Source organism: Nocardia implantans (assembly GCF_035544775.1).
Taxonomy (GTDB): Bacteria; Actinomycetota; Actinomycetes; order Mycobacteriales; family Mycobacteriaceae; genus Nocardia; species Nocardia implantans.
This window is the reverse complement of sequence record NZ_JAYKYQ010000019.1, coordinates 1-21,985: the sequence shown is the minus strand read 5'-3', so window position 1 is coordinate 21,985 and position 21,985 is coordinate 1. Positions and strand designations below refer to the sequence as shown.

Here is a 21,985-nt window from a genome sequence, read left to right as displayed (position 1 = left end):
TGGTTATAACCATTATGGTGTTTTCTGACACTCCTTCTCAGGGGCTCGCATGAACTTCTCCACCACCTCGGCCAGCGTCGACCGGGGCAGAATACTCGTCCCGATCCTGTGTTGGGCCGCCCTCCTCAGCGACGGATACGACCTGTTCGTCTACGGCGCGACCTTGCCCGTCCTGATCGGGCACGACCCATGGCAGGTCACCGCGGGCGCCGCGGGATTCGTCGGCAGTGTGGCCCTGATCGGAGTTCTCCTCGGATCTCTCACCGCGGGGACCCTCACCGACATCCTCGGCCGTCGTCGCTTGTTTCTGGCCTGCTTGGCCCTGTTCGCCACGGCGACTCTGGTCACGGCGCTGGCCCCGTCGTTCCTGGTGTTCGCCGCGACCCGATTGGTCGCGGGTCTCGGTATCGGCGGTCTGATGCCCACCGCGATCGCGATGGCCGCCGAATTCGCCGCGCCGCGCTATCGCTCCCGCGTGCTCGGCATGGTGCTCACCGGACCCGCGTTCGGTGGCGTGCTGGCTTCCACGGCGGCGCTGGCGCTGCTCGAAGACGCCGGTTTCCGGCCGGTGTACGCCCTCGGCGCGCTCCCGCTGGTCACCTTGCTGCCGGTCGCCTATTTCCTGCTTCCCGAGTCGCATGCCTTCGCGTCTCCGGAACGCGGCGCGGAAACCAAACGTCCTGGCGGACTGGCGAATTCCCCCGCAGCGCGACTGTTCGACGGTGGCATGGCGCGGGCGACGGCCGGTATCTGGTTCGTCGCGACGTGCAGCATGCTGACGATGTTCGGGGTCACCACCTGGCTGCCGCAGATCATGCGCAAAGCCGGTTACCCGATCGGGTCGTCGGTCACCTTCCTGCTCGTCTACAGCGCGGGCGCTATCATCGGGACGCTGCTGGCCGCGGCGCTGGCCGAGCGGTTCGGCCCCAAACCCCTGGTGCTCACCGGTTTCACCATGGCTGCCGTGGCGCTGGCGCTGCTGGGCACCCACCCGCCGAAACTCGCCCTGATGCTGCTGGTCGCGGTCGCAGGCTTCGGTGGCCTCGGCACCCAGAACATGCTCAACGATCACATCGCGAGCTTCTATCCGCCCTCGCTGCGGGCGACCGGGCTCGGCTGGGCGCTCGGCATCGGGCGCGTGGGCGCGATCGCAGGCCCCACCTACGGCGCCGCCTTCGTGGCCGGCGCAGCCGCGGTCGCCGTCAGTTCGATGGCGTTCGCCGTGCCTGCGCTCGCCGGTGGGCTGCTGATGGCCGCGCTCCCGCGGCGACCGCGCGCGGCCACCGCCATGGACTACGACGCCGCTTCCGTGCCGGCGACACACTGAAAGGAAAGGTGACCGGATGAAGATCGTCGGCTGTCGCGGAACCGAGCAGGGCCCGGTGCCGATCGTCGAGGCGAGCGGGAGGAAGGGCGCATGAGCGACATCGCCTCGCCACCCGGCGTGGTGCCCGTCCTGATCGTCGGCGGGGGACCGTCCGGGCTGGCCGCCGCGTTGGAACTGGCTCAGCACCGCGTTCGCAGCGTCGTGGTGGAACCGCGGGTGGAGATCGATACCCGCCGCCCGCGCGCGAAGACGACCAACGCCAGGACGATGACGCATCTGCGGCGATGGGGACTCGCGGACGCGGTCCGCGCGGCCGCACCGCTTCCGGTCGAGTGGGCACAGGACATCGTGTTCTGCTCCACCTTGCTCGGATACGAGATCACCCGGTTCGAAAACGGCTTCCAGCTCGATGTCGCCGAACCGGAGCTGGCTCCCGAACGCGGTCAGCAAGCGCCGCAACCGGTGGTGGAACTCGTCCTGCGCGAGGCTGTGGAAGGCAACGAGTACATCGAGCTGTGTCTGGGCGGCCGCGTCACCGAGGTCACCGAACTCCCGAACGGCAATGTCCGAGCGCGCATCGAGGACGACACCGCGTCGCCCCGCTCGATCGAGGCCGAATACCTGCTCGGCTGTGACGGCGGGGGCAGCATCGTCCGGGAAAGCATCGGCGCGCGATTTCAAGGCACCTCGGGTGAGCGGCCGAATCTCAGCATCCTGTTCCGCGCCCCCGGTCTGGCCGAACGCGTCCGATTCGACAACGCCATTCACTACTGGGTGATGGCGCCCGGCGCGGCGGGCATCGTCGGGCGGCTCGACCAGGGCGACACCTGGTGGGCCATCGTGCAGGGGATCGACGTGCGAGTGGACTCGGTGGACCCGGAGGCGTTGCTGCACAGCCTGATCGGTGACACCCATCCGGTGGAGGTGATCGCCACCGATCCGTGGGTGGCGCGGCAATTGCTGTCCGACAGCTATCGCAGGAACCGAATGTTCCTGGTCGGCGATGCGGCCCATCTCAACCCGCCGTGGGGTGGCCACGGCTACAACACCTGTATCGGTGACGCCGTCAACATCGCGTGGAAGATCGCCGCCGTCCTGCACGGGTGGGGTGGGCCCGCGCTGCTGGCGAGCTACGAGGCGGAACGACGTCCGGTGGCCGCACGCACCATCGCCGATGCCGGTTCGCAGGAAACCGCACTCGCGCACCACTTTTCGGCGACGGAGATCAATGAGGCCGGGCCGGCGGGCGACACGGCGCGCACCCGCACCGCGGCGGCGCTCGCGGTGAAGAAGAGCGAATTCCACTCGCTGGGGCTGGTACTGGGCTACACCTACGTGGGCTCCCCGGTGATCACGCCGGACGGGTCGACGCCACCCGTGGAGGATCCGATCGAATACCACCCCTCCGCTTGTCCCGGCGCGCTGCTTCCGCACGTGTGGCTGCACGACGGCCGGTCGCTCTACGACGCGCTCGGCCCGGAGTACACCCTCGTCACGATCGAGGGCGACGGGCAGCACCTCGATGTCGGACGCATCGAGGCAAGGGCCGCCGAGCTGGGTGTCCCGCTGACCGTGCTGCGCTTGGCCGACGGTGATATCGCCGCGAAGGCGGGCCTGTCGGAACTCCTCGGCGCCCGGCTGGTCCTGGTACGGCCGGATCAGCACGTCGCCTGGCGTGCCGACGATCCGGACGGCGGGGAGAGGGCGCTCGATGTCGCCGTCGGGCGATGAGATCCGCAGAAGTCCGGCCTCCGTATCGAACCCGGCCCACCCGGTGCGAGGAACAACATCCATGACTCGTTCAGCAGGGACGAGACGGTCGGCGGCGCAATTGCTGACGGACACGCTCGATCCACGCAGCTTCCTGCCCTGGCACGACCGGCTCGTCGACGTACACCCGAACGCCTCCTACGCGCGGCAACTGGCCGCGGCGCGTGAACGCACCGGACTCGACGAAGCGGTCGTCGTCGGGGAAGGACGCGTCGGTGGCCGCCGGATCGCCGTGCTGGCGGGCGAATTCGGCTTCCTGGGCGGTTCGGTCGGCGTCGCCGCCGCGCAACGGCTGCTCACCGCGGTCGAACGCGCGACGCGCGAAAGCCTGCCGCTGGTGGCGTTGCCGTGTTCGGGCGGCACCCGGATGCAGGAGGGGGCGGTGGCGTTCGCGCAGATGATCAAGATCGCCGCCGCGGTCTCCGACCACAAGCGAGCCGGGCTGCCCTACCTGGTGTACCTGCGGCATCCGACCACGGGCGGCGTGTTCGCCTCGTGGGCGTCGATGGGGCACATCACCGCCGCCGAACCGGACGCCCTGGTCGGGTTTCTCGGACCCCGCGTCGTCGAGGCCCTCGGTTCTCCCATGCCCGACGGTGTGCAGTCCACCGGCAACCTGCTGCGGCACGGCATCATCGATGCCGTCGTGCCGCCGGAGGAACTGGGTTCGTGGCTGCGCCGATGCCTCGGCATACTCGAGCCGGCCGGGCGGAGGGCCCTCGGCGAGGCAACGAGCGCGCAGTTGCCCGCGCACGACGGGTATCGGCTTCCCTCCGACGCCTGGGAATCGGTGCTGGCGTCGCGCAGGCCCGGACGGGTCGGGGCGTGGGACGTGCTCACCGCCATCGCGCCCCGCCACCTATCGCTCAACGGCAGCGGTGAGGGGGAGGTCGCGCCGGGGATACTGGCCGCGGTCGCACGCATCGCCGACATCCCCTGTGTGTTCCTCGGGCACGGCACACGCGCGCGGCAGGGCGGCGCCGCGCCGGGACCGAACGGCGCCGCGCTGCGTGTGGCGCGCCGGGCGATCCGGCTCGCGGCCGAGCTGGCGCTGCCGTTGGTCACCGTGATCGACACCGCGGGAGCGGAATTGAGCGTCGCGGCGGAGCAGGAAGGGATCGCCGGTCAGATCGCTCGATGCCTGGCGGAACTGGTCACGCTCGACAGCCCGACCGTGTCGGTGCTGCTCGGGCAGGGCGCGGGCGGCGCGGCCCTGGCCTGGTTGCCCGCCGATCGGGTCATCGCCACCCAGCACGCCTGGCTGGGCCCGCTCCCGCCCGAGGGGGCGAGCGCGGTGGTCCACCACGATGTCGAACACGCCCCCCAGCTGGCCCGCGAGCAGGGGATGGACGTTGCCTCGCTGTGCCGCCACGGAATCGTCGATCAGGTCATCGGCGAGGACGGTGACGGCCCCGCGCTGTGCCGTCGGCTCGAGGCCGCCGTCGGCGGGGCGCTACGCGCACTCGTGGTCATGGATCCGGCCGACCGTTACCACCGGCGTCGCCTGCGATACCGCGGCCTGGGAGTGCCCGGATGACGTTGTCCCGGCGGCGCCGGACAGCCGCACGCTGTCGAGCGGGGACCGCGACCCCGGCTCCCGAGTGAAATCCATCCAACCGATCTGTGAGGAAACAACGATGCCAGAACCACTGCTGAGGTCCCTGCTGCTCGCGTCGGAGGACGCGTCGGCTCCGGTGGTCACCGTGGCGGACCGCTCGATCTCGCGGGAGGATCTGCTGGCCGCGGCCGCCGCGGTCGCCGACGAGATCGCGGGCGCGGCGGCGGTGGCCATCGACGCCCGCGCCGAGCTGGAGACCGTGATCGCCGCGGTCGGCTGCCTGCTCGCCGGCGTGGCCGCGGTGCCGGTCCCGTCCGATTCCGGGGCCGTGGAGCGCCGCCACATCCTCACCGATTCCGCGGCCGAGTTCTGGATCGGCGAGCCCCGCGAAGACGTCGCGTTGCCCACGATCACCCCCGATCCGGCGGCGCGTTCGTCGACCGGTTACCCGGAACCGGCCCCCGATACCCCGGCGCTGATCATCTACACCTCCGGCACCACGGGCGCGCCCAAAGGCGTTGTGCTCTCCCGCCGGGCGATCGCGGCCGACCTGGACGGCATCGCGCGAGCCTGGCAGTGGAGCGCCGACGACGTCGTGGTGCACGGCCTTCCGCTGTTCCACATCCACGGTCTCATCGTGGGCGTACTCGGTGCGCTGCGGATCGGGTCGCGGCTGATCCACACCGGCCGCCCCACGCCGCAGCGTTACGCCGCCGCAGGCGGGACGCTGTACTTCGGTGTGCCGACCGTATGGTCGCGTCTGTGCACCGACACGACGTCGGCCGCGGCGCTGTCCCGCGCGCGCCTGCTCGTCTCCGGCAGCGCCCCGCTGCCGGTGCCGGTGTTCCAGCAGCTGAAGCAGCTGACCGGATCCGCCCCGATCGAGCGCTACGGCATGACCGAGACCCTCATCACGGTGAGCACTCGTTTCGACGGTGAACGGCGGCCGGGCTGGGTCGGCGTGCCCGTCGACGGCGTGCGAACCCGGCTGCGCTCCGAAACCGGGGAGCTGGTCGCGCACGACGGGGAAACGCTGGGCCAGTTGGAGATCCACAGTCCCACCCTGTTCGACGGATACCTGAACAATCCGGCCAAGACCGCGGAGGTGACAACCCCGGACGGCTGGTTCCGCACCGGCGACATCGCGGTCGTCGACTCCGACGGTTTCCACCGCATCGTGGGCCGGGAATCGGTGGACATGATCAAATCCGGTGGCTACCGCATCGGCGCGGGGGAGGTGGAGCAGGCCTTGCTGGCGCATCCCGATGTCGCGGAGGCAGCCGTGGTCGGAGTGCCCGACGCCGATCTCGGTCAGCGGATCGTCGCCTATGTCGTCGGCGCCGCCCACGGCGAGGATGCGCTCATCGATTTCGTCGCGGGCTCGCTGTCGGTCCACAAGCGGCCGCGCGAGGTTCGCGTCGTCGACGCGCTGCCGCGCAACGCGATGGGCAAGGTGCAGAAGAAGGTTCTGCTCGAAGGGTACTGAGACGGGTTACCGGCTCGGCCACCGTTTCGGCGGCCGAGCCGTGGACGTGCGGGTACCGCGGATCGTCGGCGGTGGCGTCAGGCTCGCGGTGTGGGCAGGCCACGCTACGTCGTCGATCGCCAGCCAGGGCGCGGTGGCCACCGCGGCCGGCGTGACTCCGGCGATCGCCCTGACCTCGCGGTGCAGGTGGGACTGGTCGACGTAGCCGCTGTGGACGGCAGCGCTCACGGCGGTGTGACCCGCCGCGAGCAGGTGGGCGGCGTGGTCGAAGCGCACCAGCTGCGCGGCGCGTTTGGGCGTGAGTCCGAGCTGGGATCGGAACCGGGACCACAGGCGCTGCCGGCTCCAGCCGACCTCGTCCGCCATGCGGTCGACCCGTACCCGCCCCCGGCCGGTGACCGTGCGCCGCCAGATGTGGGCGACTTCCGGATCGACCGATGGACGGTCGCGCAGCCGTCGGCCGAGCGCATCGGCCGCGATCGTGAACCGCTCGTCCCAGGAGGTGGCGGCGCGCAGCCGCTCCTCGATCCGCCAGGCGTCGCGGCCCCAGACCTCGTCCAGGGATGCCACGGTCCCGGTGAGATCGACCGGCGCTCCGAGCGCCGCGGCCGCGGCAGGCGGCGACAAGCGGATCTGAAGGCACTCGCCGCTCGATCCGCCGGTCCGAAGCGGGCCGGGCAGGAGTCCGGCGACGAAGCTGCCGCGCCGGCGCCGCCCGCGGTCGTCGTAGACGATCCCGCCCGCTTCGCTCAGGTCGACGATCAGGGTGACGGACGGGTGCGCGATCATGGCGATGTCCACGGGCGTGGACAGCCGTTGGTGGAACCCGGCCATGCTGATGCCCGGCAGCCGATCGGGCGGACGCGGTACCGCGACATCCACCTCCGCCCAAGTCCAGTCGTATGACGACCTGACCGACAGCACCTGACCAGCCTATGCCGTGGGGGTTATCGACGGGGTGTCCGCCGCGGTCGCCGTGAAGCCCAGCAGCAGTTCGCTCGTCGTCTCGGGCGCTTCGAGCATGGGTAGATGACCGACGCCGGGCAGCATCTCGACCCGAGCGCCCGCCACCGCCTCGTACCGATGCGCGCACGACGGCTCATAGCGAGGATCGGCGGCGCCGAAGATCACCAGAACGGGGACGTCGAGAGCCGCCAGGCGTTCGGGCACGTTCCGCTCCGCGACGTAAGCGCCGTTGCGGCGCAACACTTCACGGAACGCGGAGTAAGGCATGTTCTTCAGGTCGGCGATCATCTCGTCCGGAATGTCCACCGGGCGAGCGGTCGTGGCGCTGATCGCCTTGCGCACCAGCCCGACCGACCGCCTCCGCCACAGCAGCGGTCCGAAGGGCGGGGCGAGCAAGGCGCGGACGATCAACGGCTGCGGAAGCAGCGCGTCCAGAGCGGGGGCGGTGCTGAGCAGCGCGATGGACCCCACCAGATCGGGGCGCTGTTCGGCGAGCGCGGTGGCGACGAAGCCACCGCTGGAGTGTCCGGCCACGGGGACCCGCCGCAGCCCGAGGTCGTCGAGGAGCGCGGCCAAGCGGCCGGCCTGGTCGGGCACGTCGTAGGACGACGCGGGCGGGGACTGGCCGCACCCGGGAAGGTCGATCCGGATGACGTGATGGTGGGCGGCGAGTGCCCCGGCCACCGGGCCCCACGAGGCACCGGAGGCGCCCGATCCGTGCACGAGCAACAGCGGCGCCGCCTGCCGCGGGCCGTCGTGGACCACGTGCATTCCGTGCGACTGCTCGACGTCGTAATCACCCATGAGCGAGACGATACGACGACCGCCTGTGGCCGGTCTTGGACAAATGTCAGCGCCACGCCCACTGTGGCGGCGGACGCTCGGCCCGCGACCCGCGATGGTGGACCGGCGCGTTGTTCACCCCGAGCGGGCAGGCCGACCGGTGCGCCGCCGCCGATGGGCTGACGCAGGCGCCGCGCGACGCGGGCCACGCCCAGGCAGGCGAGCGTCGGAACAGGAGAGAACACAGCGCGAATACCCTCCCGAGGACCGCGTATGCCGGGTTGAGGCCTGTTCGCCGGGGTAATCGGCCCGCGGAGACGACACCTCGAAGGCGGACAGGAGAACGACATGGCTGACCAGGTCGCCGACTATGTCTTGCGACGGCTGCGTGACTGGGGCGTGCGGCAGGTGTTCGGCTATCCGGGCGACGGCATCAACGGCTTGATCGCGGCGTTCGGGCGGGCCGGCAACGAACCGGCCTTCATCCAGGCCCGCCACGAGGAGATGGCCGCTTTCCAGGCGGTGGGCTATGCGAAGTTCAGCGGCGAGGTCGGCGTCTGCACCGCTACGTCGGGTCCCGGTGCGATCCATCTGCTCAACGGCCTCTACGACGCCAAGCTCGATCACGTGCCGGTCGTAGCGATCGTCGGGCAGACCGCGCGCAGCGCGATGGGCGGCAGCTATCAGCAGGAAGTCGATCTGCAGAGCCTGTTCAAGGATGTCGCTTCGGACTATCTGGTCGAGGTCAACGTTCCCGATCAATTGCCCAACGCGCTGGACCGCGCGTTTCGTATCGCGGCGACCCGTCGCGCCCCCACGGCGCTGATCATCCCCTCCGATCTGCAGGAGGAGCGCTATCAGCCGCCCGAGCACGCGTTCAAACAGATCCCCTCCAGCCCGCCGGCGGCACTGCACGCCACGGTCACCGCCGACCGCGCCGGCATCGAACGGGCCGCCGAGATCATCGACGCGGGGTCGCGGGTGGCGATCCTCGTCGGGCAAGGCGCTCGTGACGCCGCCGACCAGGTGATGGAGCTGGCCGAGATCACCGGAGCCGGGGTGGCGAAGGCTCTCCTGGGCAAGGATGTGCTGTCCGACGAGCTGCCGTACGTCACCGGATCGATCGGGCTGCTCGGCACCAGGCCCAGCTATGAATTGATGCGCGACTGCGACACCCTGGTGATCATCGGATCGAATTTCCCGTATTCGCAGTTCCTTCCGGAATTCGGTCAGGCGCGTGCGGTGCAGATCGACATCGACGGCGCGATGATCGGCATGCGATACCCCACCGAGGTCAACCTCGTCGGCGACGCGAAGAGCACGCTCACCGAACTGCTTCCGCTGCTGCGCCACAAGTCCGATCGCAGCTGGCGGGAGACGATCGAATCCAACGTGACCCGCTGGTGGGACACGATCGAACGCCAGTCGATGCTGGACGCGAAGCCGGTCAACCCCATGCGGGTGGTGTGGGAGCTGTCGCGGTGCATCCCCGAGGACGCCATCGTCACCGCGGACTCGGGGTCGTCCACCAACTGGTACGCGCGCTGTCTGCGGTTCCGCGGACGGATGCGGGGCTCGCTGTCGGGGACGCTGGCCACCATGGGGCCCGGTGTGCCGTACGCGATCGGCGCGAAGTTCGCCCACCCGGACCGGCCGGTGGTCGCGCTCGTCGGCGACGGCGCGATGCAGATGAACGGCGCGGGCGAGTTGCTGACCATCAGGCGTTATCGCGAGCAGTGGCGCGATCCGCGGCTGGTGGTGTGCGTGTTCCACAACAACGACCTGAACCAGGTGACGTGGGAGCTGCGTTCGATGGGCGGCGCGCCGAAATTCGAGGAATCGCAGTCGCTGCCGGAGGTGTCCTACGCCGAGCTCGCCCGCGCCTACGGTCTCGGCGCCATCGCCGTCGACGATCCCGGCGACCTCGCGGCCGCCTGGGAAGCGGCGCTGTCGGCCGAGCGGCCGACGGTGCTCGACGTGCGCTGCGATCCGGAAGTGCCGCCGATCCCGCCGCACGCCACCTGGGAGCAGATGAAATCCACCGCGGAAGCGGTTCTTCGCGGCGACCCGGACGCCTGGCATCTCGTGGCGCAAGGAGCGAAAACCAAAGTCCAAGAATTCGTGCCAGGCCGCCGCGGGTGAACGTCTCGATCCCCCGTCGCGGGCGGCGGCCACCACGGCAGTCCCGGCGGAGGAGGTTCGCCTCCGGCGTCGGAGGGTGGTTCCGAGCCCCCGGCAGGAGACGAGGAGCATCGATGACTCAGGTGTCGTTTCCACTCACACCGCAGCTCACGCCGACCAAACCGTATCCGGCGCGAACCGCTGCGAAGGGCGCGGTGCTGTGGCGGGTGGTCACCACGACCGACCCGAAGGTGCTCGGCATCATGTATCTCGTCGCCGCCACCGCCTTCTTCTTGGTCGGCGGGCTGATGGCGCTGCTCATGCGCGCGGAACTGGCGCGGCCGGGCCTGCAGTTCCTGTCGCCCGAGCAATACAACCAGTTGTTCACCATCCACGGCACCGTCATGCTCCTGCTGTATGCGACTCCGACGGTCTTCGGATTCGCCAACGCGGTCCTGCCCCTGCAACTCGGCGCACCCGACGTGGCGTTTCCACGTTTGAACGCGCTGAGTTTCTGGCTGTTTCTCTTCGGAGGGACGATGGTGGTGTCCGGATTCGTCACTCCGGGCGGAGCCGCTGATTTCGGGTGGACGGCGTATACGCCGCTGAGCGATATCGTCCATGCGCCCGGAGCCGGCGCCGATCTGTGGATCATGGGCTTGGCCGTATCCGGATTGGGCACCATTCTCGGCGCGGTGAACATGATCACCACCATCGTGTGTCTGCGTGCGCCCGGTATGACGATGTTCCGGATGTCCATGTTCGGATGGAACATCCTGGTGACCAGCACCCTGGTCCTGCTCGCGTTCCCCATCCTCACCGCCGCCCTGATGGCGCTGGCCTACGACCGGCACCTCGGCGGGCACATCTACGACCCCGCCACCGGTGGGGTGGTGCTCTGGCAGCATCTGTTCTGGTTCTTCGGACACCCCGAGGTCTACATCGTGGCGCTGCCGTTCTTCGGGATCATCAGCGAGATCCTTCCCGTCTTCAGCCGCAAACCCCTGTTCGGCTACGGACCTCTGGTGTACGCCACCATCTCGATCGGCGTGCTGTCGGCAGCGGTATGGGCGCATCACATGTTCGCCACGGGCGCGGTGCTGATGCCCTTCTTCTCGATGATGACGTTCCTGATCGCGGTGCCGACCGGGGTGAAATTCTTCAACTGGATCGGCACCATGTGGAAAGGGAACCTGACCTTCGAGACGCCCATGCTGTTCGCCGTCGGCTTCATCGTCACCTTCTTGTTCGGTGGACTGTCCGGTGTCATCCTCGCGAGCCCGCCGTTGGACTGGCAGATCCACGACAGCTATTTCGTCGTGGCCCACTTCCATTACGTGCTGTTCGGCACCATCGTCTTCGCCACCTTCGCCGGGATCTATTTCTGGTTCCCCAAGATGACCGGGCGCTACATGGACGAACGCCTCGGCAGGCTGCATTTCTGGACCACCTTCGTCGGCTTCCACACGACGTTTCTCGTGCAGCACTGGCTGGGCGCAGAGGGAATGCCCCGCCGGTACGCCGACTATCTACCGACCGACGGGTTCACCGCGCTGAACGCCGTCTCGACCGTCGGCTCGTTCATCCTGGGCGTCTCGATGGTCACGTTCGTGTGGAACGCGTTCCGCAGCTACCGTTACGGCGAGGTGGTCACGGTGGACGACGCCTGGGGCGCGGGAAACTCCCTCGAATGGGCAACGACCTGCCCGCCTCCCCGCCACAACTTCTACGAACTCCCTCGTATCCGGTCCGAACGCCCGGCCTTCGAACTCCACTACCCGCACATGCGCGAACGGATGCGCGACGAACTGCACGTCGGCTGGGGCTCGCAGGCAGGCTCGTGACGCGTCCGCCTCGGCAGTGCGGATGACGGTCGCCACCGCCGCGCGCCGCGTTGAGGGGAGCCACCCGCTGTGCGGCTCGGGCGGGTTCCGCCGATGGTTTTCGCAACCTCCACAAATTCGCTGAATCGAATACGCAAATCTCCGCATTTGCGACGGATTTCCGGCCGATAGACGCATGGGTAGTGTGCGAATTCGAGAACACGGAATTTGTTGTCTGGAGGCTCACCTCGTGAAAAATCACCTCGTCCGCACCCACCGCTCCGCCGAGCACTTCCCGCGCGAGGAGCATCTCGCGTGGCGGATCGCCGAGGTCGCCGCGGATCCGGTGGCGGTCGTGCCGGAGACCGAGGAGATGATCGTCAACCGGATCATCGACAACGCGGCGGTCGCGGCGGCGTCGGTGACGCGCCGCCCGGTGGCCAACGCGCGCGCCCAGGCGCTGGCACACCCGTATCGGCCCGGCGCGACCGTCTTCGGCGTCGGCGGCCGATACGCACCGGAGTGGGCGGCGTGGGCCAACGGCGTGGCCGTGCGCGAACTGGACTTCCACGACACGTTCCTGGCCGCGGAGTACTCCCACCCCGGCGACAACATCCCGCCGGTCCTGGCGGTGGCCCAGCACGCCGGGCGCAGCGGCCGGGATCTGATCCGCGGGTTGGCGACCGGATACGAGATCCAGGTGGATCTGACGCGGGCGATCTGCCTGCACGAGCACAAGATCGACCATGTCGCCCACCTCGGTCCCTCCGCCGCCGCCGGTATCGGCACCCTGCTCGGGCTCGACACCGAGACCATCTACCAGGCCGTCGGCCAGGCACTGCACACCACCACCGCGACCAGGCAGTCGCGCAAGGGGGAGATCTCCAGTTGGAAGGCCTACGCGCCGGCTTTCGCCGGGAAGATGGCGGTGGAGGCGGTCGATCGCGCCTTACGCGGCGAAAGCGCGCCCGCGCCGATCTGGGAAGGCGAGGACGGCGTCATCGCCTGGCTGCTGGGCGGCCCCGAGAAGGAGTACTCGGTGCCGCTGCCAGGCCCGGGTGAACCCAAGCGCGGCATCCTGGACACCTACACCAAGGAGCATTCCGCCGAATACCAGAGCCAGGCCCCGATCGATCTGGCTCGCCGGATGCGCGAGCGAATCGGCGACCTGGATCGGATCGCCTCGATCGTGCTGTACACCAGCCACCACACGCACGTGGTGATCGGCACCGGATCGAACGACCCGCAGAAGTTCGACCCGAAGGCGTCGCGGGAAACGCTCGATCACTCCGTCATGTACATCTTCGCCGTCGCCTTGCAGGACGGCGTCTGGCATCACGAACGCTCCTACGCCCCCGAGCGCGCGCAGCGGCCCGACACCGTCGCGCTGTGGCGCAAGATCTCCACCGCCGAGGACCCGGAGTGGACCCGGCGTTATCACTCGACCGACCCGAAGGAGAAGGCGTTCGGCGCCCGCGCGGAGGTCACGCTGCACAGCGGTGAAGTCATCGTCGACGAGCTGGCGGTCGCCGACGCGCATCCGCTCGGCGCGCGGCCCTTCGCCCGCGACCAGTACATCGCGAAGTTCCGCGCTCTCGCCGACGGCGTGGTGGACCCGGCCGAACAGGACCGCTTCCTCGACATCGCGCAGCGTACGGGCGCGTTGTCCGCCGACGAACTGCCGCAGCTGAATCTCACCGTGTCCGATGACGTTCTGGCGCGTGCGCCGAAGCTGCCGAAGGGACTGTTCTGATGACGGGACTGCTGGCCGCCGCCACCTCGGCCGCCGACAAGCGCGCCGCGTTCCGCGCGGGGCTTGCCTCGAATCGTCTGCAGCGTCTCCCGGGTGCGTTCAATCCTCTGGTGGCCAAGCTGATCCAGGAAATCGGCTTCGAAGGCGTCTACGTCTCCGGCGCGGTGGTCTCGGCCGATCTCGCGCTGCCGGATATCGGGCTCACCACGTTGACCGAGGTGTCGGAGCGCGGCCGGCAGGTCGCGCGAGTGACCGATCTGCCGGTGCTCATCGACGCCGACACCGGCTTCGGGGAACCGATGAGCGCCGCGCGCACGGTTTCCATCCTCGAAGACGCCGGAATCGCCGGGTGTCACCTCGAGGATCAGGTGAACCCGAAACGGTGCGGTCACCTCGACGGCAAGGCCGTGGTGCCGACCGAGGAGATGGTGCGCAGACTCCGGGCCGCGGTGTCCGCCCGGCGGGACCCGAACTTCGTGATCTGTGCGCGGACCGATGCCGCCGGGATCGAAGGCATCGACGCCGCGATCGATCGGGCGAAAGCCTACGCCACGGCCGGCGCGGATCTGGTCTTCACCGAAGCGCTGCGCACCGTCGCCGATTTCGAGAGGTTCCGGGCCGCGGTGGCGATTCCTTTGCTGGCGAATATGACCGAATACGGCAAGTCCGAACTCGTTCCCGCGTCGACGCTGGAAAAGATCGGCTACAACGCGGTGATCTACCCGGTGTCCACACTGCGATTGGCGATGTTCGCCGCCGAAGCGGGATTGCGGGAGATCTTCGAGCAAGGCACGCAATCGGGCCTGCTCGATCGCATGCAGCATCGTTCGCGTCTCTACGAATTGCTCCGGTACGAGCGATACAACGAATTCGACTCCGTGATATTCGATTTCACTCTGGAGAGGAACCAGTGATGCCGGAGACCGTGATACCGGCCATCCGCAAAGGCCTGGCAGGCGTCGTCGTCGACACCACCGCCATCTCGAAGGTGGTGCCGGAAACCAACTCCTTGACCTACCGCGGCTACGCCGTGCAGGACCTGGCCGCCCACTGCAGTTTCGAGCAGGTGGCCTATCTGCTCTGGTACGGCGAGTTGCCATCGAACGCCGAATTGGAGCTGTTCCAGCAGCGCGAACGCGCCTCCCGTCGAGCCGACCGATCACTGCTGTCGCTGGTGGCCAAGTTGCCCGACACCTGCCACCCGATGGATGTGGTCCGCACCGCCATCAGCTATCTGGGCGCCGAGGACCCGACCGAAGACGACAATTCCGCGAAAGCCAATCGGGCCAAGGCGCTGCGCATGTTCGCGGTGCTGCCGACCATCGTCGCGGCCGACCACCGCCGTCGCCACGGTCTCGACCCGATCGCACCGCACTCCCACCTGGGATACGCGGAGAACTTCCTGAACATGTGCTTCGGAACCGTCCCGGCACGCGAGCTGGTCGAAGCGTTCGAGATGTCGTTGATCCTCTACGCCGAGCACAGCTTCAACGCCTCCACCTTCGCCGCCCGCGTCGTGACCTCCACGCTGTCGGACATCTACAGCGCCGTCACCGCCGCCATCGGCGCGTTGAAGGGGCCACTGCACGGCGGAGCGAACGAAGCCGTCATGCACGACATGCTGGAGATCGGCGATCCCGCGCTGGCCGGGGACTGGGTGCGTGACAAGCTGGCGCGCAAGGAAAAGGTGATGGGCTTCGGCCATCGGGTCTACAAGAACGGTGACTCCCGGGTCCCCACCATGAAGAAGGCCTTCCTCGACATCGCCGCGGCGACCGGCGGCCAGAAATGGGTGCGGATGTACGAGGCCGTCGAGCGCGCCATGCACGAGGCCACCGGCATCGAGCCGAACCTCGACTTCCCCACCGGCCCCGCCTACTACCTGCTCGGATTCGATATCGAAGCGTTCACGCCGATCTTCGTGATGAGCCGCATCACCGGCTGGACCGCCCACATCGTCGAACAAGGCGAATCGAACGCGCTGATCCGGCCGCTGAGCGCATACGTCGGCGTCCCGCAACGCTCGGTCGTGGCCTGAAGTTTCGCGCAGCGCGGAGGCGCGGGTGCGGCCGTTCCGATGTCCATGGCGCGGCCACCGGCGCAGCGGAGTTGGGTAGGGAGCCAGCGGCCGTCACGGTCCCGCCCTACACTCGACGCACACGCATGCTTTCCACGGAGGTGATCGGCGGTTGAATCCCATGGATCCGCGCGACCAGCACACCGCACGCTACGAACCCGGTTATCAGCCGGGCGATTACCGTGATCCCGGGTACGGCCAGGATCGTGGATACAGCCAGCCTTCCGGGCGCGGCCCCGCTCGCGGGTACGGGCAGCCCGCCGGATACGGCCAGGACCACGGATACGGCCAGCCCTCCCCGTACGGCCAGGACCAGGGATACGACCAGGCCTCCGAGTACGGTCAGGATGCCGGGCCCGGTGCGTATCAGCACTCCGAACCTCGTGGCAGGCAACCTCGGTCGCGGCAGGAGCCGGACGTCAATATCGGCATGTTCGTCGGCGGTGTCGTCGCGGCCGCGGTGGTGACCGCGCTGGCGGCGTGGCTGTGTGCCTGGATCATCGAGATCATCGCCACCCGTGTGAGCGAGAGCGGCAAGTTCGGGGTGTGGAACCCGATGGCCCAGGACGCGTACTGGTTCGCCGTGGTGGCGTTCATCTGCGCGCTGCTGGGCGGGGTGCTGTGGTATCTGCTGCGCCTGGGTACTCCGTCGCCGGAATTGTTCTTCGGCTGGATCGTCGGCATCCTCACCGCCGCGGCGGTGATCATCCCACTGGCGCTGTCCAGCGACCTCTGGATAGGCATCTCCACCGGAATCGAACATCTGGTGATCGGGCTTCCGATCTTCAGCCTCGTGCGCATGGTGGGCGCCAAGAGCATCGTCTATCGGTGATCGCCCGGCTGCCGAGGCTGCTCCTGCCCTCGCCGCTGGATGGGTTCAACGGTTCGCGGAGGCTTTCGACGGTCGACCGGGTCCGACGGAGCCGGTGACCACCGCGGCCGAAACCATCCGCCATCGTGCGGTCGATTGTGTCGATATGTGACCGACTATTCAACTGCTTCTGAGTCGGAGAGCTGCGCGGCTGCGGGTGGGCGACTGGCGTGCGACGTGGCCGATGCCGCCCGGTTCCTGCGGCGTCCAGTGGACAGATGCTTGCGACCGGATGCCGAGCGGCCGGACTCGACGCGCTGGACGGTCATTAAGTTAATGGATATTCTGTTCGTTGCATCGTGTGGCCGCCCTTGCGTGCGCACGATCGGTGCTCGGCTCGACGAGGAGTGGCGCAGGCATGGATGTACTGAGGCGACGCGCGGCGTCGGAACCCGTCGCGCGGTCACGATCGGAAGTGACCGGATCTGCGAGAGGTCGAACTCGGTACGGCCCGAACGGCATGACGGATCCGCCGGTGCCGAACCGGCTCCGCTGACCCGGCCCTCGTTCCCCGCCTTCAACCGAAACTGCGCGAATCGCGCGGACTCGGTGACGAGTACCTGGAGTATTCGATGTTCACTCGATGGAAAACCATGGCCGCCGCGTGTGCGGCGGTGGCGGTGACGACCATTCCGTTCGGTGTCGTGTCCGTCGCGAATGGCGCACCGGCGCACTGCCCGGAGTTGTATGTCGTGGCGATTCCCGGCACCTGGGAGACGTCCAACACCGATCCGGGCGAAGGAATGCTCGCGATGAGCCTGAATGATCTGCCCGGGGACGTCCAGGTCGACTATGTCCATTACGCGGCGACGGCTTTCCCCTGGGAAGGCGAAGTGTACGGTCGCTCCAAACAGGAGGCGATCGACAAAGCGCGCGAGCTGGTCTCGGCAATGGCGCAGGCGTGCGGAGCCGCACGGATCGCGTTGCTCGGCTACAGCCAAGGCGCCGATGCGGCAGGTGATCTCGCGGCGGAGATCGGCACCGGCCTCGGGGTGGTGCCGCCGCACCGGGTCGTCCTGGTCGGGTTGATCTCCGATCCGCGTCGCTCACCCGGCGACGTCCTGATCGGCCCGCCCGTTCCCGGCGCGGGCGCGATCGGGCCCCGCCCGGGCGGTTTCGGCTGGCTCTCCGCGCGGACATACACCTTCTGCGTCGCGGGTGATCTGTACTGCGCGATGCCGGACGGCGACTTCGCCGGGCGCATCGCGGGATTCTTCGTGCAGCTGTCGAATCCGGATCCCGCGAACATCGACGACTACCAGCGGCAGGCAGCCGAAATCATCGGTGACGCACTGGCCGCGGGCGGCCTCGGCCTGCTGTCCGATCAGCTCAACACCGCCGCGTACGAACAGCGCAGGCAGCAGATCGATGAATTCCTGAAGTCCGGCATTCACCAGAGCTATCCCTTCTACGCCATCGGTCCCGATGCGGCGACGCCGTTGACCTGGCTGCGGCAGCGTCTCATCGAGGCGACGAGGTCCTGAGCGGTTCGCCACCGGCCCCCGATTCCGGGAACGCCGGGGGCTGCTCGCCGAGCCCGACCGCACGCTGGGCGGGCATCGTCAGTATCCCGAGCAGGCGGTGAGCGTGCTGCGGGTGATCAAGGCGGCCCAGCGGCTCGGGTTCACGCTCGACGAAGTCGCCGATCTGCTGGCGGGCACCCGGCGCGGGCAACGCCGCCGCGTCGATGCCGGGTTGCAGGCCCGCGCCGCGACGAAATTGGCTGAGGTCGACGCGAAGCTCGCCGAACTGACCGCGGTGCGCGATTCGCTGCACGCCGCGCTGGCCGCCGGGTGCGATGACCTCAGCGGTCGCCGCCACGGCGCTTGATAGACGCGCAGTACTCTGAAGCGCTCACCTGCGGGGACGGGTGTCCGGCTGGACGGAGAACTGACTACATGAGCGACGAGCGACCAATCCTCATCCCCGGCGACACCTGCTGGCAGATCGCACGGGCCGATCGGCTGGCGTGCATCATCGATGCGGCGGACTATTTCCGCCACGCCAAGTCCGCGATGCTGCAGGCCCGCAAGCGCATTGTGCTGATCGGCTGGGATTTCGATACCCGGATCAAGTTCGAACCCCGGGAGAAGACCCTCGAAGGGCCCGATCGGCTGGGCAAATTCCTGTCCTGGCTGCCGAAGCAGCGGCCTGATCTCGACATCTACCTGCTGAAATGGAATGTCGGCGCGATCGCGGCGATCGGCCGTGGGATGACACCGATCTTCGTCATCAATTGGATGACCGATCGGCGGTTGCACCTGGAAATGGACGGCGCGCACCCGATCGGTTCGGCGCACCATCAGAAGATCGTCGTGATCGATGACGCGCTCGCGTTCTGCGGTGGTATCGACATGACCGTCGATCGCTGGGACACCAGCGACCATCGCGACGACAACCACTACCGAACCGAGCCGAACGGCAACCGGTACGGACCGTGGCACGACGCGACCACCGCCGTCGACGGCGCCGCGGCGAGGGCGATCGGCGAATTGGCTCGGGCGCGGTGGAAGGCGGCGACGGGGCAGCAATTGGCCGCGATCGACGAGATCGCCGGTGACAAGCCGTGGCCGGAGGGGCTGGAGCCGACGATGCGGTCTGTGGAGGTGGGTATCGCGCGGACCTTCCCGGAACTCGCCGACCGTGCCGAAGTACGGGAGATCGAGGCGTTGTATCTGGCGGCGATCGCCGGCGCCAGGCGGTCGCTGTACATCGAGAGCCAGTATCTGGCCTCGCGCGTCATCGCCGAGGCGATCGCCGCGCGGTTGCGCGAGCCGAACGGTCCGGAGATCGTGCTGGTGTTGCCGCGTCACGCCGATGGCTGGCTCGAGCAGCAGGCGATGGACGGGGCCCGCCGCCGCCTACTGCGTGTGCTGTGGGACGCCGATGTGGAGAACCGCTTCGGCGTCTACTACCCCGTCACCGAGGCCGGTGCGCCGATCTACGTGCACGCCAAGGTGCTGGTGATGGACGATCGGCTGTTGCGGGTGGGTTCGTCGAACCTCAACAACCGTTCGATGGGCTTCGACACCGAATGCGACCTGGCGGTCGAGGTCACCCCCGTCACCGCGGACGGTGATCTGCTGCGCGAGACCATCCTCGGTATCCGGCGCCAGCTGATCTGCGAACATCTCGATGCCGCAATCGCGGATTTCGACGCCGTGTTCGCCGAGACGTCGTCGCTTCTGCGCACTGTCGAGATGTTGCGCGGCAACGGCCGGACTCTGGTGCGATTCGAGCCGCAGACTGTCGAAGACGAGGACAGCCCGCTTGCGGAGAACGGGCTGATGGACCCCGAACGCACGCCGCCGAGCGTGTGGGACAGCCCCTGGCTCGGCTGGAGCAGGCGGAAGGCAGCGGCGAAGGGGCGCCGATAGACCGCAGTGGAGCGCGCGGCTCGCGGCGCATGATTGACGGCAGGTGCCATCAGTTTTAAAGTGACGGCACCTGCCATCAGTATGAGAGGTGTCGTCATGGCCCTGTTCAACCCGAAAACCGAGACGTTCGAAGAGTTCGATCCAGCCACGCGGGCTCGGCTGCGGTCGGTGGTCGACTTCTTCGAGCGGAAGGGCAAACAGGCGCTCACCGGCGACGCGCACCGGGGGGAGTGGTACGAGGACTGGATGCGGTTCCTCGCCGAGAGCCGGATCATCGCCCACATGGCGACCCCGCGGTCGATCTCGGGCGCGGATCCGGACAAGCGCTGGGACACCGCGTTCATCTCCCGGTTCAACGAGATCACCGGCTTCTATGGATCGCAGTACTGGTACGCGTGGGGTGTTTCGACGCTCGGCCTCGCCACCATCTGGCAGAGCGCCAACGCCAAGGCGCACCTGCGTGCCGCCGAGGAACTCGACCGCGGCGGGATCATCGGGTTCGGATTGTCGGAAAAGGATCATGGCGCCGACATCTACGCCACCGACATGCTGCTGACCCCGGACGGGGCGGGTGGATTCACCGCCACGGGCAGCAAGTACTACATCGGCAACGGCAACGTCGCGAGGATCGTGCCCACCATCGGCAGGCGCACCGACCTGGAAGGGGCCGACGCGTACGTCTGGTTCATCGCCGACAGCCAGCATTCGAACTACCGGCTGGTCAAGAACGTCATCCACGGCCAGAACTTCGTCTCCGCCTACGATCTGGTGGACTACCCCGTCTCGGCCGACGACGTCCTGCACGTGGGCCGCAAGGCATTCGACTCCGCGCTCGCCGCGGTCAACTGCGGCAAGTTCAACATCGGCATGGTCGCGCTGGGGATCGTCCAGCACTGTTTCTACGAGACGATCAACCAGGCGAGCGCCAAGATCCTGTTCGGGCATCCCGTCACCGACTTCCCGCAGGTGCGGCAGATTCTGAGCGACAGCTACGTGCGCATGAACGCCATGCGGCTCTACCACGAACGAGCGATCGACTACATGCGCTCTTCGACGCCGGAGGACCGCCGCTTCGTCATGTTCAACTCCATCGGCAAGATGAAGGTCACCCGCGAGGCCGAGCGCGTGTTCCGCGAACTCTCGGATGTCATCTCCGCCAAGGGTTTCGAGAAGGACTCCTACTTCTCGACGGCCCGCGGCACCATCGATTCGATGCCACGGCTGGAGGGCACCGCGCACGTCAATATGGCCTTGACATTGAAGTTCATGCCGAACTTCCTGTTCAACCCCGCGGATCTGCCGCCGGTCCCGGTGCGACGGGATCCCGGCGACGACGAATCGTTGTTCCGGCAACCGGGCGCGGCGGGTCTCGGCGCGGTGCGATTCGCGGATTGGCGCCCCGCGTACGCGCGTTATCGGCACCTGCCGAATGTGGCGTTGTTCGTCGAACAAGCCGAGCGATTCACCCAGTTCCCGGTGGAGGCGCCGCCCACCCCCGACCAGCTCGAAGATCTGGACTACCAGCTCGCAGTGGGGGAGTTGTTCACCCTGCTGCCCTACGGGCAGCTCATCCTGGAGCAAGCCGAGATCACCGGAGCGTCCGAGGACATCGTGGATTCGATCTTCGAGATATTCGTGCGTGACTTCTCCGCCTACGCGCTGGGAGTGTTCTCGAAAGCCTCATCGACCACGGCCCAGCAGGATTGGGCGCTCAGTGTGCTGCGTAAGCCGATCATCGACGGCGGGCGAACCGCACGCCTGCACGACGAGGTGATGAGTTATGCGGGCGCGTTCGAAATGAACCCGTAGTCGGCTGCCGGTCCCCGCGGCGCTCGGGCGGGCGCAGCGGGGACCGAGAGTGCTGTGCACAGTAACCTGTTCCAGTACTATCACGTATGAATTTCGAGTAACTTGTCGCTGCGGGACCGATCACGGTCGCAGGGGTCCGCCGGTGGGGCAGCTCGCTGAGAATTGTGGAGGTTGGCGTGGGCGTCGAGGTCAGGACCGAGAGTGTGACCAAGTCTTTCGGTTCCCAGCGTATTTGGCAGGATGTGTCGTTGACGTTGCCTTCGG

16 protein-coding genes are annotated in these 21,985 nt (G+C 68.0%); 14 read left to right on the top strand and 2 right to left on the bottom strand.

Annotation, left to right across the window (positions count from 1 at the left end; genetic code table 11):
* The first annotated feature begins 49 nt into the window (after nt 1-49).
* The 4 genes from U3653_RS31200 to U3653_RS31185 all read left to right on the top strand — a co-directional run bounded on the left by U3653_RS31200 (nt 50) and on the right by U3653_RS31185 (nt 6,141).
* A complete protein-coding gene (locus tag U3653_RS31200) occupies nt 50-1,327 on the top strand; it encodes an MFS transporter (protein WP_195083288.1) in 1,278 nt (425 codons plus the stop codon).
* Nucleotides 1,328-1,417: 90 nt separating this feature from the next.
* On the top strand, nt 1,418-3,058 hold the full coding sequence (locus tag U3653_RS31195; RefSeq protein ID WP_195083287.1) for an FAD-dependent monooxygenase: 1,641 nt from the start codon (nt 1,418-1,420) through the stop codon (nt 3,056-3,058).
* 61 nt (nt 3,059-3,119) lie between these two features.
* Nucleotides 3,120-4,634 (top strand): carboxyl transferase domain-containing protein, encoded by a 1,515-nt coding sequence (locus U3653_RS31190; RefSeq protein WP_195083286.1) that lies wholly within the window; start codon nt 3,120-3,122, stop codon nt 4,632-4,634.
* Between the two features lie 100 nt (nt 4,635-4,734).
* Nucleotides 4,735-6,141, top strand: coding sequence for an acyl-CoA synthetase (locus U3653_RS31185; protein ID WP_195083285.1), 1,407 nt, complete (start codon nt 4,735-4,737; stop codon nt 6,139-6,141).
* Nucleotides 6,142-6,147: 6 nt separating this feature from the next.
* Here U3653_RS31185 and U3653_RS31180 read toward each other — a convergent pair whose 3' ends face one another.
* Nucleotides 6,148-7,065: a helix-turn-helix domain-containing protein gene (locus tag U3653_RS31180; protein ID WP_323124025.1), complete on the bottom strand. Its 918-nt coding sequence runs from the start codon at nt 7,063-7,065 to the stop codon at nt 6,148-6,150.
* 9 nt (nt 7,066-7,074) lie between these two features.
* Nucleotides 7,075-7,911, bottom strand: coding sequence for an alpha/beta fold hydrolase (locus U3653_RS31175; RefSeq protein WP_195083284.1), 837 nt, complete (start codon nt 7,909-7,911; stop codon nt 7,075-7,077).
* Between the two features lie 327 nt (nt 7,912-8,238).
* On the opposite strand from U3653_RS31175, the gene U3653_RS31170 reads away from it, so the two are divergent.
* The 10 genes from U3653_RS31170 (at nt 8,239) to U3653_RS31125 (ending at nt 21,721) form a co-directional block, all read left to right on the top strand.
* Complete coding sequence (locus tag U3653_RS31170) at nt 8,239-10,032, top strand: thiamine pyrophosphate-requiring protein (protein WP_195083283.1); 1,794 nt, start codon at nt 8,239-8,241, stop codon at nt 10,030-10,032.
* Between the two features lie 113 nt (nt 10,033-10,145).
* Entirely contained in the window at nt 10,146-11,855 is a 1,710-nt protein-coding gene (gene ctaD / locus U3653_RS31165) for an aa3-type cytochrome oxidase subunit I (RefSeq protein WP_195083282.1), read from the top strand.
* Between the two features lie 229 nt (nt 11,856-12,084).
* Nucleotides 12,085-13,587, top strand: coding sequence for a 2-methylcitrate dehydratase PrpD (gene prpD, locus U3653_RS31160; protein ID WP_195083281.1), 1,503 nt, complete (start codon nt 12,085-12,087; stop codon nt 13,585-13,587).
* Nucleotides 13,587-14,501 (top strand): methylisocitrate lyase, encoded by a 915-nt coding sequence (gene prpB / locus U3653_RS31155; protein WP_195083280.1) that lies wholly within the window; start codon nt 13,587-13,589, stop codon nt 14,499-14,501. The genes prpD and prpB overlap by 1 nt, the downstream gene beginning before the upstream one ends.
* Nucleotides 14,501-15,625, top strand: a complete 1,125-nt coding sequence (locus U3653_RS31150; protein WP_195083279.1) for a bifunctional 2-methylcitrate synthase/citrate synthase — start codon at nt 14,501-14,503, stop codon at nt 15,623-15,625. The genes prpB and U3653_RS31150 overlap by 1 nt, the downstream gene beginning before the upstream one ends.
* Before the next feature lie 160 nt (nt 15,626-15,785).
* On the top strand, nt 15,786-16,496 hold the full coding sequence (locus U3653_RS31145; RefSeq protein WP_435406609.1) for a DUF6069 family protein: 711 nt from the start codon (nt 15,786-15,788) through the stop codon (nt 16,494-16,496).
* Between the two features lie 611 nt (nt 16,497-17,107).
* Nucleotides 17,108-18,019, top strand: coding sequence for a cutinase family protein (locus tag U3653_RS31140; RefSeq protein WP_195083277.1), 912 nt, complete (start codon nt 17,108-17,110; stop codon nt 18,017-18,019).
* 40 nt (nt 18,020-18,059) lie between these two features.
* A complete protein-coding gene (locus U3653_RS31135; protein ID WP_195083335.1) occupies nt 18,060-18,365 on the top strand; it encodes a MerR family DNA-binding protein in 306 nt (101 codons plus the stop codon).
* A gap of 68 nt (nt 18,366-18,433) precedes the next feature.
* Nucleotides 18,434-19,912: a phospholipase D-like domain-containing protein gene (locus tag U3653_RS31130; protein WP_195083276.1), complete on the top strand. Its 1,479-nt coding sequence runs from the start codon at nt 18,434-18,436 to the stop codon at nt 19,910-19,912.
* A gap of 96 nt (nt 19,913-20,008) precedes the next feature.
* The gene (locus U3653_RS31125) at nt 20,009-21,721 is read left to right on the top strand and encodes an acyl-CoA dehydrogenase family protein (RefSeq protein ID WP_195083275.1); all 1,713 of its coding nucleotides are present in this window, start codon (nt 20,009-20,011) and stop codon (nt 21,719-21,721) included.
* Nucleotides 21,722-21,985: the final 264 nt, after the last annotated feature.